Origin of the sequence: Georgenia soli, assembly GCF_002563695.1 — a bacterium.
Lineage (GTDB): Bacteria > Actinomycetota > Actinomycetes > Actinomycetales > Actinomycetaceae > Georgenia > Georgenia soli.
In genome coordinates this window covers 2,774,675-2,789,804 of record NZ_PDJI01000004.1, presented here as the reverse complement: position 1 = coordinate 2,789,804, position 15,130 = coordinate 2,774,675, and the positions used below count along the sequence as shown (strand labels likewise).

13 protein-coding genes are annotated in these 15,130 nt (G+C 73.6%); 8 read left to right on the top strand and 5 right to left on the bottom strand.

All coding sequences use genetic code 11. From position 1 onward, the window contains the following. Positions 1 to 172 precede the first annotated feature (172 nt). The 8 genes from ATJ97_RS13910 (at position 173) to ATJ97_RS13875 (ending at position 8,782) form a co-directional block, all read left to right on the top strand. Entirely contained in the window at positions 173 to 916 is a 744-nt protein-coding gene (locus tag ATJ97_RS13910; protein WP_098484254.1) for an MIP/aquaporin family protein, read from the top strand. A 168-nt stretch (positions 917 to 1,084) separates the two neighbouring features. After that, positions 1,085 to 2,605 carry a glycerol kinase GlpK gene (gene glpK, locus ATJ97_RS13905; RefSeq protein WP_098484253.1) on the top strand — a complete coding sequence of 507 codons (1,521 nt, stop codon included), beginning with the start codon at positions 1,085 to 1,087 and terminating at the stop codon, positions 2,603 to 2,605. A 316-nt stretch (positions 2,606 to 2,921) separates the two neighbouring features. After that, positions 2,922 to 3,764 carry an SMP-30/gluconolactonase/LRE family protein gene (locus tag ATJ97_RS13900; RefSeq protein ID WP_098484252.1) on the top strand — a complete coding sequence of 281 codons (843 nt, stop codon included), beginning with the start codon at positions 2,922 to 2,924 and terminating at the stop codon, positions 3,762 to 3,764. A 123-nt stretch (positions 3,765 to 3,887) separates the two neighbouring features. Then, positions 3,888 to 4,814: a (Fe-S)-binding protein gene (locus ATJ97_RS13895; RefSeq protein WP_098484251.1), complete on the top strand. Its 927-nt coding sequence runs from the start codon at positions 3,888 to 3,890 to the stop codon at positions 4,812 to 4,814. Next, positions 4,811 to 6,370 carry a LutB/LldF family L-lactate oxidation iron-sulfur protein gene (locus ATJ97_RS13890; RefSeq protein ID WP_098484250.1) on the top strand — a complete coding sequence of 520 codons (1,560 nt, stop codon included), beginning with the start codon at positions 4,811 to 4,813 and terminating at the stop codon, positions 6,368 to 6,370. Before ATJ97_RS13895 ends, ATJ97_RS13890 begins: the two co-directional genes overlap by 4 nt. After that, positions 6,370 to 7,017, top strand: a complete 648-nt coding sequence (locus ATJ97_RS13885; RefSeq protein ID WP_098484249.1) for a LutC/YkgG family protein — start codon at positions 6,370 to 6,372, stop codon at positions 7,015 to 7,017. The genes ATJ97_RS13890 and ATJ97_RS13885 overlap by 1 nt, the downstream gene beginning before the upstream one ends. A 92-nt stretch (positions 7,018 to 7,109) precedes the next feature. Continuing rightward, positions 7,110 to 7,799, top strand: coding sequence for a uridine kinase family protein (locus ATJ97_RS13880; protein WP_245862525.1), 690 nt, complete (start codon positions 7,110 to 7,112; stop codon positions 7,797 to 7,799). Between the two features lie 89 nt (positions 7,800 to 7,888). After that, positions 7,889 to 8,782: a DUF4349 domain-containing protein gene (locus ATJ97_RS13875; protein WP_098484248.1), complete on the top strand. Its 894-nt coding sequence runs from the start codon at positions 7,889 to 7,891 to the stop codon at positions 8,780 to 8,782. Here the strand turns inward: ATJ97_RS13875 and lysS are convergent. From lysS to ATJ97_RS13845, 5 genes are all read right to left on the bottom strand, one after another. After that, positions 8,769 to 10,295, bottom strand: coding sequence for a lysine--tRNA ligase (gene lysS, locus ATJ97_RS13870; RefSeq protein WP_211287362.1), 1,527 nt, complete (start codon positions 10,293 to 10,295; stop codon positions 8,769 to 8,771). The genes ATJ97_RS13875 and lysS overlap by 14 nt on opposite strands. Before the next feature lie 112 nt (positions 10,296 to 10,407). Continuing rightward, positions 10,408 to 10,872, bottom strand: coding sequence for an aspartate 1-decarboxylase (gene panD, locus ATJ97_RS13865; RefSeq protein WP_098485478.1), 465 nt, complete (start codon positions 10,870 to 10,872; stop codon positions 10,408 to 10,410). Between the two features lie 26 nt (positions 10,873 to 10,898). Further along, entirely contained in the window at positions 10,899 to 12,809 is a 1,911-nt protein-coding gene (gene panC / locus ATJ97_RS20770) for a pantoate--beta-alanine ligase (protein ID WP_211287239.1), read from the bottom strand. A 7-nt stretch (positions 12,810 to 12,816) separates the two neighbouring features. Further along, positions 12,817 to 14,592: a PH domain-containing protein gene (locus tag ATJ97_RS13850; protein WP_245862523.1), complete on the bottom strand. Its 1,776-nt coding sequence runs from the start codon at positions 14,590 to 14,592 to the stop codon at positions 12,817 to 12,819. Continuing rightward, complete coding sequence (locus tag ATJ97_RS13845; RefSeq protein ID WP_098485475.1) at positions 14,589 to 15,113, bottom strand: PH domain-containing protein; 525 nt, start codon at positions 15,111 to 15,113, stop codon at positions 14,589 to 14,591. Before ATJ97_RS13845 ends, ATJ97_RS13850 begins: the two co-directional genes overlap by 4 nt. Between the last annotated feature and the right edge of the window lie 17 nt (positions 15,114 to 15,130).

Genomic DNA, 15,130 nt, shown 5'->3' with positions numbered 1-15,130 from the left:
CAGGTCTGTGGGGCGACACGCCCCCGAATTCAGCCCGAAAACGCCCCTACGAGCCTTGACAACGAGGATCATCCTGATCAACCGCCCCAGGCGGCAGGACCGACACCGCGCCACCGGCGCCCGACTGGTCACGCGGACGTGACCAGAAAGTGAGTTCACAGTGGAACTTTCGATGACAGACATCTTCTTCTCGGAGGTGATGGGCACTGCGATGCTGACCCTGCTGGGTTGCGGCGTCGTCGCGAACGTCATCCTTCCGAAGACGAAGGGTTTCAACGCCGGCTGGGTCGTCATCACGTTCGGGTGGGGCCTTGCGGTCTTCGCCGGCGTGTACGTGGCGTACAAGTCCGGCGCCCACCTGAACCCCGCCGTCACCTTCGGCCTCGCCGCCAGCGGCGGCGACCTCTTCGGTGGCAACCAGGACCTCGGCATCGCGCCCGTGCCCAGCACGTTCGGCAACATCGTGACCTACCTCGCCGGCGAGCTGGTCGGCGCCTTCATCGGTGCGATCCTCGCGTTCCTGGCCTTCAAGAGGCACTTCGACCAGGAGGCGCCCGCGGCCACGAAGCTGGCGGTCTTCTCCACCGGCCCGGAGATCCGCAGCTACGGCTGGAACTTCGTCACGGAGGTCATCGGCACCTTCGTCCTCGTCTTCGTCATCATCCTGTTCGGCCCCAGCCCCTCGGGTCTCGGTCCGCTCGCCGTCGCCCTGCTGGTCGTCAGCATCGGCATGAGCCTCGGTGGCCCCACGGGGTACGCCATCAACCCGGCCCGTGACCTCGGCCCCCGCATCGCCCACGCCGTCCTGCCCATCCGCGGCAAGGGCAGCAGCGACTGGGGCTACTCCTGGGTCCCGATCGCCGGCCCGATCGTCGGCGGCGTGCTCGGCGGCCTTCTCGGCGGCGCCGTCACGTGACCGCCCCGGTCGGGCGGACGACGCCGCGACGCAAGCTCCGGCGTCGTCCGCCCGGCCTGTCGGTCCCCGCGCCCGTCCCGGGCCGAACCCGCTCCACCACGCAAGAACCCGCTCGACCCTCCCGGGCACCGGACCGCGGTGCCCCCACGATGATGTGAAAGGAACACCATGGCTGACGAGAAGTACGTCCTCGCCATCGACCAGGGCACCACGAGCTCGCGCGCGATCATCTTCGACCACGGCGGTCAGATCGTCGAGACCGGCCAGCTCGAGCACGAGCAGATCTTCCCCAGGGCCGGCTGGGTCGAGCACGACCCGAAGGAGATCTGGACCAACGTCCGCGAGGTCGTCGGTCGGGCGCTGAGCCGCGCGAACCTGACCCACCGCGACATCGTCGCCGTCGGCATCACCAACCAGCGCGAGACCACGGTGGTGTGGGACAAGACCACCGGGGAGCCCGTCTACAACGCCATCGTCTGGCAGGACACCCGCACCGACAAGATCGTCGAGGAGCTCGGTGGCCGCAAGGGCCAGGACCGGTACAAGAAGAAGGTCGGCCTCCCGCTCGCGACCTACTTCTCGGGCCCGAAGATCAAGTGGATCCTCGACAACGTCGAGGGCGCACGGGAGAAGGCGGAGGCCGGCGACCTGCTCTTCGGCAACACCGACTCCTGGGTCGTGTGGAACATGACCGGCGGCACGGACGGCGGCGTGCACGTCACCGACGTCACCAACGCCTCGCGCACCATGCTCATGGACCTGGAGACGCTGAGCTGGGACGAGGACATCGCCAAGGACATGGGCATCCCGATGTCCATGCTCCCGGAGATCCGCTCCTCCTCCGAGGTCTACGGCGAGGGGCGCGAGGGCGGCTTCGTCCCCGGTGTCCCGATCGCCGGCATCCTCGGCGACCAGCAGGCGGCGACGTTCGGCCAGGCGTGCTTCGAGGTCGGCATGGCCAAGAACACCTACGGCACGGGCAACTTCATGCTCCTCAACACCGGCACCGAGCCGGTGGCGTCCAAGAGCGGCCTGCTGACCACGGTGTGCTACAAGATCGGCGACCAGCCGGCGGTGTACGCGCTCGAGGGCTCGATCGCCGTGACCGGGTCGCTGGTGCAGTGGCTGCGCGACAACCTGGGCATCATCTCCTCCGCCCCGGAGATCGAGACGCTCGCCAAGACGGTCGACGACAACGGCGGCGCCTACTTCGTGCCGGCGTTCTCCGGCCTGTTCGCGCCGTACTGGAAGTCCGACGCCCGCGGCGCGCTCGTCGGCCTGACCCGCTACGTCAACAAGGGCCACATCGCCCGCGCGGTCCTGGAGGCCACGGCCTTCCAGACCCGCGAGGTCAACGACGCGATGAAGGTCGACTCCGGCGTCGAGCTGACGGAGCTGAAGGTCGACGGCGGCATGATCGCCAACGAGACCCTCATGCAGTTCCAGGCCGACATCCTCGGCGTGCCGGTGGTGCGCCCGAAGGTCGCCGAGACCACGGCGCTCGGTGCCGCGTACGCGGCGGGCATCGCCGTCGGGTACTGGCAGGGCGAGCAAGACGTCATCGACAACTGGGCCGAGGACAAGCGTTGGGAGCCCTCGATGGACGAGGAGGAGCGCGAGCGCACCTACCGTCTGTGGAAGAAGGCCGTCACGCGCACCTTCGACTGGGTCGACGACGACGTCCGCTGAGCACGGCGCTGACCGCGGCGCGCTGACGCACTGACACTGCGCGGCAGCCGCGCTCCGGCAGCCGTCAGGCTCAGCAGGGCCACGACGGGGAAGATCGGTGTTCTCCCCGGACACCGATCTTCCCCGTTCGTCGTCCCGGGGACCGGTCAGGGCAGGTGTTCGTCCCGGGGACCGCTCCGGGAGGGGCGCCAGCGCTACAAGAACGGTGCAGATAGCGCACCGTTCTTGTAGCGCAGGGCGCAGGTGCGGAGCCGGGACGCAGCAGCGGAACCAGAGCGCAGCAGCGGAGCGGCGCCGCATCGGTCAGACTGGCCCCATGACCACTCCCGAGCAGATCACCGACCCGCTGTGCTACCACGGAGAGGGCCCGGTGTGGTCCGAGAGCTGGGGCGGCCTGCGCTGGGTCGACATGCTCGCCGGCGACCTGATGACCCTGCGCGCCGACGGCACCGTCGACCGGCTCCACGTCGGGGAGGTCGCCGCGTTCGTCCGCCCGCGCACGCGGGGCGGGTACGTCGTCGGGATCGAGCGGGGCCTGGCGCTCGCGGACGGCCCGGACGAGGTGCCGACGCCGCAGCCCGAGCTGTGGTCGGACGCGGGCATCCGCATGAACGAGGGCGGCTGCGACCCGGCCGGCAACGTCTACGCCGGCGGCATGGCGTACGACCGGACCGTGGGCGCGGCCTCGCTCTACCGGGTCTCCCCGGAGGGCCAGGTCTCCGTGGTCCTGCCCGAGGTGACGACCTCCAACGGCATCGACTTCTCCCCCGACGGTACCCGCGCCTACTACAACGACACCCACACCGGCGGGACGGACGTGTTCGACGTCGTCGACGGGGAGCTGACGAACCGCCGCCGCTTCCACTCGGCGGACGACGGGCGCGCCGACGGGCTGTGCGTGGACTCGGCCGGCAACGTCTGGGTGGCGCTCAACCGGGTGGGCCGGGTGCGGCTGTACTCCCCCGGGGCGGAGATCCTCGAAGAGATCTCGCTGCCCGTCCGTCTGGCGACGGCGTGCACGCTCGGCGGCGAGGACGGCCGCGACCTCTTCGTCACCACCTCCCGCGAGAAGCTCGAGGACCCCGAGCCCGAGGCCGGAGCGGTGTTCCGGATCCGCGTGGACGTCCCGGGGCGCCCGGTGCTGCCCTACGCCGGCTGACGGCCGCCGCACCGGCGCCGGCACCGGCACGCCCTGGCCCGCCGCGGCCGCGTCCCCGGCCGCCCCACTAGGGTGAGGGGCGAACCCGGGGCACCGTCGCCACCCGCTCGACGAGGAGGTCATGTGCGGATCGCACTGTTCGCCACCTGCATCAACGAGGCCATGTTCCCGCAGGCCCCGGCCGCGACCGTGCGCCTGCTCGAGCGGCTGGGGCACGAGGTGGTCTTCCCCGAGTCCCAGGCCTGCTGCGGCCAGATGCACGTGAACACCGGGTACTTCCGCGAGGCGGTGCCCGTGATCCGCAACCACGTCAGGGCCTTCGAGCCGGTGCTGGACGGGGAGTGGGACGCCGTGGTCGGGCCCTCGGGGTCGTGCGTGGGGTCCGTGCGCCACCAGCAGGCGATGGTCGCCCGCCGGGAGGGCGAGGACCGCCTGGCCCGCGACGCCGAGCTGGTGGCCTCACGGACGTACGAGCTGTCCGAGCTGCTGGTCGACGTGCTCGGTACGACCGACGTCGGAGCCTGGTTCCCGCACTCGGTCACCTATCACCCCACCTGCCACTCGCTGCGCATGATCAAGGTGGGCGACAAGCCGCTCCGCCTGCTGCGCGCGGTGGCGGGGATCGACCTGGTGGAGCTGCCGGAGGCGCAGGCGTGCTGCGGGTTCGGCGGCACGTTCTCGCTGAAGAACTCCGAGACGTCGGCGGCGATGGTGCACGAGAAGGTGCGCAACGTGGTCTCCACCGGCGCGGAGGTGCTGGTCGCCGGTGACTACTCCTGCCTGATGAACATGGCCGGAAGCCTGTCCCGCCAGGGCACCGGCGTCCACGCGGCGCACCTGGCCGAGGTGCTCGCGAGCACCCGGGAGGCGCCCTGGTCCCCCACGGTGCTGCCCGGGGACCGCAGCCGTGCGACGGCCGTCCCGGCGGCTGTCCCTGGGCCGGCGGCACCGGCGGCACGGGCGGAGGAGGCCGGACCGGCGGCCCCGGCGGGACCGGCGGCTGCGCCGTCGTCCGTGCTTCGCGGGACGACGGCGGAGGTGGGCCGATGACGACGTTCCTGGGCATGCCCCGCGTCGCGCCGCAGCCGGCCACCGCGCCGCAGGACCCGCTGCGCTGGGGCCCCGACTTCCCGACGGCGGCGCACGAGACCCTGGGCAACGGCCAGATGCGCACGAACCTGCGCCACGCCACCCGCACCATCCGCGACAAGCGGCTGCGGATGGTCTCCGAGCTGCCCGACTGGGAGGAGCTGCGCGAGGCCGGGTCGGCGATCAAGCACTGGACGATGTCGCACCTGCCCGAGCTGCTCGTGCAGCTGGAGGAGAACGTCACCGCGCGCGGCGGGGTGGTGCACTGGGCGCGCGACGCCGCGGAGGCGAACCGGATCGTCGCGGACCTGGTGCGGGCCACGGGCGAGTCCGAGGTGGTCAAGGTCAAGTCGATGGCCACGCAGGAGACCGGCCTGAACGAGCACCTCGCCGCCGAGGGCATCACCGCGACGGAGACCGACCTGGCGGAGCTGATCGTCCAGCTCGCCGGGGACATGCCCTCCCACGTCCTCGTCCCGGCCATCCACCGCAACCGCGACGAGATCCGCGCCATCTTCACCGAACGGATGGGCGACGCCCCGGCCGACCTGACGTCCGAGCCGCGCGCGCTGGCGATGGCGGCCCGGGCGCACCTGCGCGCGAAGTTCCTCACCGCCAGGGTCGCGATCTCCGGCGCCAACCTCGCCGTGGCGGAGACCGGGACGGTGTCCGTGTTCGAGTCCGAGGGCAACGGGCGCATGTGCCTGACGCTGCCCGACACGCTCATCACGGTGATGGGCATCGAGAAGGTGGTGCCCGCCTTCCAGGACCTCGAGGTCTTCACCCAGCTGCTGCCACGCTCGTCCACGGGCGAGCGGATGAACCCGTACACGACCATGTGGACCGGGGTCACCCCCGGCGACGGGCCCCAGGCGTTCCACCTGGTCCTGCTGGACAACGGGCGGACCAAGGCGCTGGCCGACGAGGTGGGGCGCCAGGCGCTGCACTGCATCCGCTGCTCGGCGTGCATGAACGTCTGCCCGGTCTACGAGCACACCGGCGGGCACGCCTACGGCTCCGTCTACCCCGGGCCGATCGGGGCGATCCTCACCCCGCAGCTGACCGGCATGGGCACCCGCGGGGCGACCGACCCGCACGACCCCACGGCGTCCCTGCCCTTCGCGTCGTCCCTGTGCGGGGCCTGCTACGAGGCCTGCCCGGTCAAGATCGACATCCCCACCGCCCTCGTGCACCTGCGCAACCGGGCGGTGGAGTCGCAGCAGCGCCGGCTGCTGCCCACCGGGTGGGAGGCGGGCATGCGCGCCGCGTCGGCCGTCATGTCGTCCGGGTCGCGTTTCGCCGTCGCCGCGAGGGCGGCCGGGCTGGGCCGCATCGTCGCCCGGCACGACCGCATCGCGCGCCTGCCGTACCCCGGGTCCCTGTGGACGGGCGTGCGGGACCTGCCGGCGCCGCCCGCGCAGTCGTTCCGCACCTGGTGGAAGGAGCACCAGGCCGACGGCGCGACCCGACCGGCCGGCGCACCTTCCCCTGGCTCGACCGCGGGGAACGAGGCGTGATGGACGCGCGCGAGGCGATCCTGGCCCGCGTCCGCGACGCGCTCGGCCGCTCCCAGACCGAACCGGCCCCGCCGGTGCCGCGCGGGTACCGGGCGCACTCCGACGTCGTCCCGGGTTCCGGCGAGGCGGTCGACCTGCTCGTCGACCGGCTGGTCGACTACCGCGCGAACGTCCACCGGTGCCGGGAGGCCGAGCTCGCCGACACCCTCGGTGACCTCCTCGGCGATGTCGGCTCCGTCGTCGTGCCGCCGGGGCTGCCGCCGGAGTGGGTGGGCGCGGCGACCGCCGGTGGTGCGCGGACGCTCCTGGACACCGCGGACGAACCGCTCCCCAACGCCGCCCTCGACACGGCGGGCGCGGTCCTCACGGCAGCGCGGGTGGCGATCGCGGAGACCGGCACGATCGTCCTCGACGGCGAGCCGGACCAGGGTCGGCGAGCCATCACGCTCGTGCCCGACCGGCACGTCTGCGTGCTCCACGCCCGCCAGGTGGTGGCGACGGTGCCCGAGGCCGTGGCCGTCCTCGGCCAGCACCCGCACCGGCCGATGACGTGGGTCGCCGGGCCGAGCGCCACGAGCGACATCGAGCTCATCCGCGTCGAGGGGGTCCACGGGCCGCGGACGCTGGACGTCGTCATCGTCACGTGAACGGACGCGGTGGCACCCGGACCGGTGACCGGCGCGCCGCCTAGACTGGCCGAGGCCCCGGCCGGGGTCGCGGAGCATACGGAGGACGTGGCATGCCCCTGGGCGATCTTCGGGCGGACGAGCTCGCCGACGACCCCCAGCTCGCCGAGGACCCGCAGGAGGGGCTCTTCGAGCTCCCGCCCGGTTCCCGGCAGGCCGCCGCGCGCGTGGTGCTGCTGACCGGCCCATCGGGGTCGGGGAAGACGTCGCTGACGCGGCGGGTCGGGCTGCCGGTCGTCTCCCTCGACGACTTCTACCTCGACGGCGACCACCCCGGACTGCCGCGCCGCTACGGCGTCGTCGACTGGGACTCGCCGCGCACCTGGGACAAGGCCGGCGCCATGGCCGCGCTCGTCGAGCTGGCCACCACCGGCGAGGCCGAGCTGCCCGTCTACGACATCCCCACCAACGCGCGCACGGGCACCACCAAGCTGGCGCTCGACGGTTTCCCGGTCTTCATCGCCGAGGGCATCTTCGCCGCCGAGATCGTCGAGGCCTGCCGCGAGGAGGACATCCTCGCCGACGCCCTGTGCATCTTCCGGCCCCGCGCCCAGACGTTCTGGTTCCGCCTCATGCGCGACCTCGGCGAGGCCCGCAAGCCGCCGATGACGCTGCTGCGCCGCGGGCTGAACCTCGCGAAGAACGAGCCCGCCATGATCGCCGACCTCGAGAGCAAGGGCTGCCGCAAGGTCCGCGTCGAGGAGGCCGAGCGCGACATCCGGGCACTCCTCACCGCGCGCTAGCAGCGCCGGGGGTCACAGTCCGACCACGATCGGGTCACGATCCGGCCACCGCGCTCCGCGGCCGGCCCGTCCGCACCTACCTTGCGGCCATGAGACGACTGCGCTGGATGCTCGCCCTGCTCGTCGCCGCGCTGCTGCTGGCGGGCTGCACCTCCGGCTCCGGCGGCGCGGAGAGCGCCGAGGGCGTGGCCGCTCCGGGTCAGGACGCCGGTGACGGGGCCGGCGGCGAGGCGGGAGGTGGCGCGGGCGGTGAAGCGCCGGCGGGTGGTGACCCCGCCACGGGTGGCGGCTCTGGCGCTGACGCCGACCGGCAGGTGGTGACGGAGGTCGACGCCACCGTCGTCGTCGACGACCCGACGGCGGCCGCCGACCAGGTGGTGCGCCTCGCGGAGTCGGCGGGCGGCCGGGTGGACCAGCGCCGTCAGCGCGCGGCCGGCGCGGAGGGCATGGAGTCGCTGCCGTCGGCGTGGCTGACCGTACGGGTCCCGGCCGCCGACCTCACGACCGTGCTCGACGACCTGCGGGAGGTCGGCGAGGTCCGCGAGCTGGACGCGGCCACCACCGACGTCACGACCACCACCCGGGACCTCGACTCGCGCATCAAGGCCCTGCAGACCTCGGTGGACCGGCTGCTCGCCATCATGGCCGACGCGAAGGACACCGCGGCCCTGCTCGCCACGGAGAGCGAGATCAGCGCGCGCCAGGCCGAGCTCGAGTCCCTGCAGTCCGAGCGGGCGCACCTGGCGGACCGGGTGTCGATGTCGACCCTCCGGGTGGACCTGATCGCCAAGGACGCCCCGGTGGTCGTCGAGGCGGGCGGGTTCCTCGGCGGCCTGCGCACCGGGTGGGACGCGCTCGTCACGACGATCGACGGCGTGCTGGTGGCCCTGGGCGTGCTGCTGCCGTGGCTGGTCGTGGTCGGCGTCCCGCTCGGGGTCGCCTGGGTCCTGCGCCGGCGCCGGCGGAGGGTCAGCGCGGCTTGACCAGCGGGAAGGTGATCGTCTCGCGGATGCCCCGGCCGGTCAGCGCCATGAGCAGACGGTCGATGCCCATCCCCATGCCGCCGGCGGGCGGCATGCCCTGCTCCATGGCCTCGAGGAAGTCCTCGTCCAGCACCATGGCCTCGGGGTCGCCGGCCGCGGCCGCGAGGGCCTGGGCGGCGAAGCGCTCGCGCTGGACCACGGGGTCGACGAGCTCGGAGTAGGCGGTCGCCAGCTCGAAGCCGCGCACGTACAGGTCCCACTTCTCCACGACGCCGGGCTTCGAGCGGTGGGCGCGGGTGAGCGGGGAGGTGTCGACGGGGAAGTCGCGAACGAAGGTCGGCGCGTACAGGTCGTCACCCACGAGGTGCTCGAACAGCTCCTCGACCACCTTGCCGTGCGTGTAGTGCGGCGCGATGTCGAGGCCGAGCCGCTCGGCGTGCGCCTCCAGGACCGCGTCGGGAGTCTCCGGGGTGATCTCCTCGCCCAGCTTCTCCGAGACCGAGTCGAAGAGGCTGATCTGCGCCCACTCCCCGCCGAGGTCGTACTCGGTGCCGTCCTCGAGCGTCACAGTGGTCGAGCCGTAGGCGTCGATCGCGGCCTGCTGCACGAGCGTGCGGGTGAGCTCGGCCATGGTGTCGTAGGAGCCGTAGGCCTCGTACGCCTCGAGCATGGAGAACTCGGGCGAGTGGGTGGAGTCCGCACCCTCGTTGCGGAAGTTCCGGTTGATCTCGAAGACCTTCTCCACACCCCCGACGACGGCGCGCTTCAGGAAGAGCTCCGGCGCGATGCGCATGTACAGGTCGATGTCGTAGGCGTTCATGTGGGTCACGAACGGCCGGGCGGCGGCGCCGCCGGGCTGGACCTGGAGCATCGGGGTCTCGATCTCGACGTAGTCGCGCGCGTCGAGGGTGCGGCGCAGCGACTTCACGACGGCGGCGCGGGTGCGGACCATCTCCCGCGCGGCGGGCCGCATGATGAGGTCGAGGTGACGACGGCGGACCCGCCCCTCCTCGGAGAGAGCGACGACCTCGCCGGCCTCGTTCTCGTACGTCTTCGGCAGCGGCCGCAGCGCCTTGGCGGCCAGCTGGAAGGAGTCGGCGAAGATGCTGAGCTCGCCGCGGCGCGAGGCGATGACGCGGCCGTGGACGAAGAGGTGGTCACCGAGGTCGACGTCGGACTTGAAGGCCGCCAGGGCCTCCTCCCCCACCTCGGCCCTGGACAGCATGGCCTGCAGCTGCCGGCCCTCGCCGTCCTGGAGGGTGGCGAAGCAGAGCTTGCCGGTGTTGCGCAGGTACATCACACGACCGGCGACGCCGACGACGTGGTCGGTCTCCTCGCCGGCGGCGAGCTCGCCGAACTGGGCGCGGACCTCCGCGATGGTGGTGGTGACGGGCAGCGTGACCGGGTAGGGGTCGATGCCGGAGTCGAGGAGCCGCTGGCGCTTCTCGGTCCGCACCCGCACCTGCTCGGGGGCGTCGTGGGTCTGCTCGTCGCCCTCGGCGCCGGTGGTCACGACGCTCTTCTCCTCGGTCTGCTCGGTCACCGGTCCAGGGTAGCCGGGGTCGGGAGCGCCTTTCCCCGGCGGCCCCGTGAGGTGCGCCGCCCCGGGGCCGGGGTGCGCCGTCTCAGATGAGGACGGACGGGTCCTCGCCGGGCAGCGACGCCCGGTACGAGGCGGTGGTGATGCCGCTGGCCTCGACGTAGGGCGCCTCGCCGGCCTGGGTGTCCGGCACCTGCCCCGGCTCGTCGCCCACGTCGACGATGCGGTTGCGGTCGTCCACGAACACCACGTGGGGGGTGTAGGTGCGGGCGTCGGCGTCGGAGAGCTGGCCGTAGGCGATGAGGATGACCAGGTCGCCGGCGTTGACGAGGTGGGCGGCGGCACCGTTGATGCACAGCACCCCGGAGCCGCGCTCGCCGGGGATGACGTAGGTGGTCAGGCGGGCGCCGTTGGTGACGTCCACGACGTCGACCTGCTGGCCGGGCAGCAGGTCCGCGGCGTCGAGCAGGTCGGCGTCGACGGTGATCGAGCCGACGTAGTGCAGGTCCGCCGCGGTGATGGTGGCCCGGTGGATCTTGGAGATCATCATGGGCCGCAGCAGTGAGCGGGGGGTGGTCACGGGCGGGTTCCTTGCAGGTCGACGGTCATGTTGTCGATGAGCCGGGTGGTCCCGACCCAGGCGGCCACGGCGAGAAGGCCGGGGCCCGTCGCACGCTCGTCCAGCGGGAGGAACGTGTCCGGATCGACAAGAGCAAGGTAGTCCACCTCGACGCCGTCCGCAGCGGCCAGGACCTCCTCGGACACCCGGCGCACCTGGGCGGCCGTGCCGCCCGCGGCCGCGGCGTCCCGCCCCGCGGCCAGCGCCCGGGAGAGGGTCAGGGCACGACGGCGCTCGCCGGGCGAGAGGTAGGCGTTGCGGCTGGACATGGCCAGCCCGTCGTCCTCCCGGCGGATCGGCACGCCGACGATCTCGACCCCGAGATCAAGATCACGCACGAGGGTGCGCACGAGCGCGAGCTGCTGGGCGTCCTTCTGCCCGAAGACGGCGACGTCGGGGCGCACCAGGTTCAGCACCTTGGCGACGATCTGCAGGACGCCGGCGAAGTGTCCGGGCCGGGTACGGCCCTCGAGCACGCCGGCCACCGGCCCCGGGTCGACGCGCACGAGCGGCTCGGCCACGTAGGCCTCGTCGTCGGAGGGGGCGAACACGAGGTCGACGCCCTCGTGGGCGAGCAGCGCCACGTCCGCGTCGAGGTCCCGGGGGTAGGCCTCGAAGTCCTCGCCCGGGCCGAACTGGAGCGGGTTGACGTAGACGGAGACCACCACGTGCTCGGCCCGCGAGCGCGCCTCCCGGACGAGCGTGAGGTGCCCCTCGTGCAGGGCGCCCATGGTCATCACCAGCGCCCGGGTCCCGGGCAGCGCGGCGAGCGCGCCCCGCAGCTCGGCGCGGGTGCGCACCACGACCGGCTCGAGCGGTGTCGCCGGCTCCGGCGCCCGCCCGGCCCGGTCTCCGGGCGTCGTCGCGGCCGCCGCGCGGGCGCCGCCCGCCGCTGCAGGCGGCCACGCCGCCCCCGCCGCCGTCGTCCCGGCCCGCTCGTCAGCGGCGGAGGCGCCGTCGGCCAGGACGTCGAGCAGCCGGGCGGCGGGGGCGTCGCTCAGCCGGCCCGTCGCCAGCGCGCGGCGGGTGGTGGCACGGGCGAGGTGGCGGTAGGTGTCGGCGACGTCGGCGAGCTCCTCCCCCAGGCCGCCGAGCGCGGCCAGGTGGGCCTCGACAGTGCCCGCGTCACCCCGGACGACGGGCCCGGTCAGCCCCTGCTCGCCGCCGCGCACGGCGCCGTCCAGGGCGGCGGAGAGCAGCGGCGCCAGGTAGGTCCCGGGCTCGTCGAGGCCGGCGGTCCGGAGCGCGCGCTCGGCCTGCGCCACCAGGGTGACGAGGTGGTTCGCGCCGTGCGCGAGGGCGGCGTGGTAGACGGGACGATCCTCCTCCGCCACCACCACGGGCTCGCCGCCGATCTCGACCACGAGGGCCTGGGCGATGGGCAGCACGGGTCCCGCGGCCGTCACCGCGAAGGGGCAGCCGGTGAGCCGGGAGATGTCCAGGCTCGTGCCGGTGAACGTCATCGCCGGGTGGATGGCCAGGGTGATGGCCCCGGCCGCCCGGGCGGGCGCGAGCACCTCGGTGCCGTAGCGGCCGGAGGTGTGGACGACGAGCTGGCCGGGCTGCCAGCGCCCGAGCTCGGCGAGGCCGCGCACGAGGTCGGCGAGGACGTCGTCGGGGACGGTGAGGAGCACGAGCTCCGCACGCTCGACGACCTCCTCGATCTCCAGCACGGGCACCCCGGGGAGGAGGGCCTCCACCCGGTCCCGGCTCTCGGCCGAGACGGCGGTGGCCCCGACGACGGCGTGCCCCACGCTGCGCAGCGCGCTCGCCAGGACGGCGCCGACGCGGCCCGCGCCGACGACTCCGACGCCGAGACGTCCGGGGCGCGCGCCGGGGCGTGCGGGTTCGGTGGGTGGGTTGCTCACGCCCCCATCATCCCAGGGGCCCGGACCGTCCCGTCGTCCGGTCCTCGTCGATGAGCTGCCCGCCCGCGGTCTGCCCGTCCCCGAGGTGCCCGGGCGCGAGGTGCCCCGGCGCGAGCTGGCCGGTCGACCCGGTGCCCGGCACCTGCACGCGCCGCATCCACTCCTCCGGCCCCTCGGCGGCGCGGGCGCTCCGGGCGCGGCCGGCCTGCTCGCGCAGGATCGTCAGGGCGAGCGTGGCGTCGAGGTGGTGGCCGACCGGGGTGACGGGCCCGGGGACCGAGTGGGCGTGCAGGTCCGCCACGTGGAACCGGCGTTCGAGCGGTCCCTGCGTGATCGCCAGTGACTGGGTGCGCTCGTGCGGCACCACGACGAGGTGGCGCGAGAGGCGGCCGCTGCGCATGAGCAGCGCCGTGCGGGTGATGCGCAGCCCGTTGCGCCGCCAGGTGAGCGGATCCAGCCAGCGCACCCGGCGGGGGCTGGTCCGGAAGCCGGCCGTCTCGCCGGAGCCCTCCAGGGCGGCGTCGAGCAGCTCGGCCGCGTCGTCGACGCCGAGATCGGGCAGCACCAGCCACAGCGCGGTCAGCGCGTCCCCGCGCGGGCCGACGGGCAGCAGCACCGTCTCGACGGCGCCCTTCCCCATGGGGTCGGCGCCGTACCCGGCCACGTTCACCTCGACCCGCCACCAGTCGAACCGCCGCCACAGCAGCGCCTGCGAGAGCCGGACCGCCTGCACGCGCCCCGGCGGGAGGGTCTGCGTGCGCGTCTCGAGGAGACCGTGGCGCAGCCTGATGCCGTCGGGCGAGAGCGCGGCCCGGAAACCGAACTCTCCCGCGAAGCGGTTCCACAGGTAGCCGGCCCAGCCCAGCAGCGCGGGCACCGCACCGAAGATGGGGGCGAAGCTCTCGGTGACCACCGCAGCCACCAGGAGGCCGATCATGACGAGCACGAAGAGGGTGAGGCTGCCGGAGATCGCGAGGGAGGCCACGAGCCGGCCGGGCGGGACCTGCAGCAGCTCGCGCTCGGGGGCGGCGGCCACGACGGGTGCCACGTTCCGGCCGGCCCTCGGTCCGCCCCGTGCCGCACCGCCGGGGCCCGCGGCCCCGTGGACCGCTCCCCCGGGAGCCTCCGGGAAGGCTCCGTCCGGAGGGCCGGCCGCCCCGTCCGGCGTGCCGGACGCGCGGGCCTCGGAGACGTCGACGCCGGCCGCCCGCGCCATGACCTCGTTGCGCAGTGCCTGCGCCTCCGCCTCGTGGAGGTAGCCGATCACCACGTTGGACTCGCCGCCGCCGGCCGTCTCCACCCGCACCTGGGCGAGCCCGAACAGCCGCCCGAGGAGCGGCTGGACCACGTCGACCGCCTGGATGCGGACCAGACGGGCGTGCCGCTGCTGGCGGAAGAGGATGCCGGTGTGCAGGTCGACGGACTCGCTCGTCACCGCGAACTGCATCCGCCGCCAGGAGAGCACCGAGTACAGCCCGGCGACGAGCGCGACGAGCACCAGGGCACCGGCGACGGCCAGCAGCACCGTGGTGCGGTACCGGGCGACGGACTCCCAGACGTCGGGCAGGTTCGCGATCTGGTCGGAGACCTGCCAGACGACGGCGGCCACGACCGCGGCGACGACCTTCCAGGCGTTGAGGATCGGGGTGATCTTGTGGACCCGGCGCCAGGTCACGCCGTCGGCACGCGGGTCCCCGCCCCCGTCCCGCGGGGCAGGGAGCGACTCGGCGGGGTGGGGCGGGCCGGCCGCGTGGGGCGCGCCGTCGGGGAACGGGGCGGTCACAGCCCCGCCAGCCTGGCCTCGCCGCGGGCGGTGAGGCGGTCGCGCAGCCGGGCCGCCTCCGCCGGCGGGAGCCCGGGGATGGTGGCGTCCGTCTGGGCGGCGGCGGTGTGCAGGCGCACCTCGGCCACGCCGCAGCGCCGGTCGAGCGGACCGGCGTTGACGTCGACGAACTGCATGCGGCCGTACGGCACCACGGTGAGCGAGCGGAAGAGGATCCCCTTGCGCACGAGCAGGTCGTCGTCGGCCTCGGCGTACCCGATGGCGCGGACCTGGCGCGGGATGAGCCACAGCAGCCAGGCCAGCACGGCGAGCACGGCGACAGGCGCGACCAAGGCCCAGCCGCCCACGAGGATCCCCAGCGCCACCGACCCGACCACCGGCAGCACGAACGTGGCGACCAGGCTGATCAGCCGGGCGGTCACCAGCCCCTTCGACACGGGCGTGAACGTGATCCCCGCCGGGTCGAAGGGGTCGCGGGTGGCGCGGCCGTCGCCGGTCGTGGGGAGCCCGCTCGTCGTCATGTCCTCGGTCACCGTCC

Excerpts from the sequence above, each read along its gene's own strand:
- ATJ97_RS13910 (WP_098484254.1), top strand. The coding sequence starts at position 173 with ATGACAGACATCTTCTTCTCGGAGGTGATGGGCACTGCGATGCTGACC.
- glpK (WP_098484253.1), top strand. The coding sequence starts at position 1,085 with ATGGCTGACGAGAAGTACGTCCTCGCCATCGACCAGGGCACCACGAGC.
- ATJ97_RS13900 (WP_098484252.1), top strand. The coding sequence starts at position 2,922 with ATGACCACTCCCGAGCAGATCACCGACCCGCTGTGCTACCACGGAGAG.
- ATJ97_RS13890 (WP_098484250.1), top strand. The coding sequence starts at position 4,811 with ATGACGACGTTCCTGGGCATGCCCCGCGTCGCGCCGCAGCCGGCCACC.
- ATJ97_RS13885 (WP_098484249.1), top strand. The coding sequence starts at position 6,370 with ATGGACGCGCGCGAGGCGATCCTGGCCCGCGTCCGCGACGCGCTCGGC.
- ATJ97_RS13880 (WP_245862525.1), top strand. The coding sequence starts at position 7,110 with ATGCCCCTGGGCGATCTTCGGGCGGACGAGCTCGCCGACGACCCCCAG.
- ATJ97_RS13875 (WP_098484248.1), top strand. The coding sequence starts at position 7,889 with ATGAGACGACTGCGCTGGATGCTCGCCCTGCTCGTCGCCGCGCTGCTG.
- panD (WP_098485478.1), bottom strand. The coding sequence starts at position 10,872 with ATGATGATCTCCAAGATCCACCGGGCCACCATCACCGCGGCGGACCTG.
- ATJ97_RS13845 (WP_098485475.1), bottom strand. The coding sequence starts at position 15,113 with ATGACGACGAGCGGGCTCCCCACGACCGGCGACGGCCGCGCCACCCGC.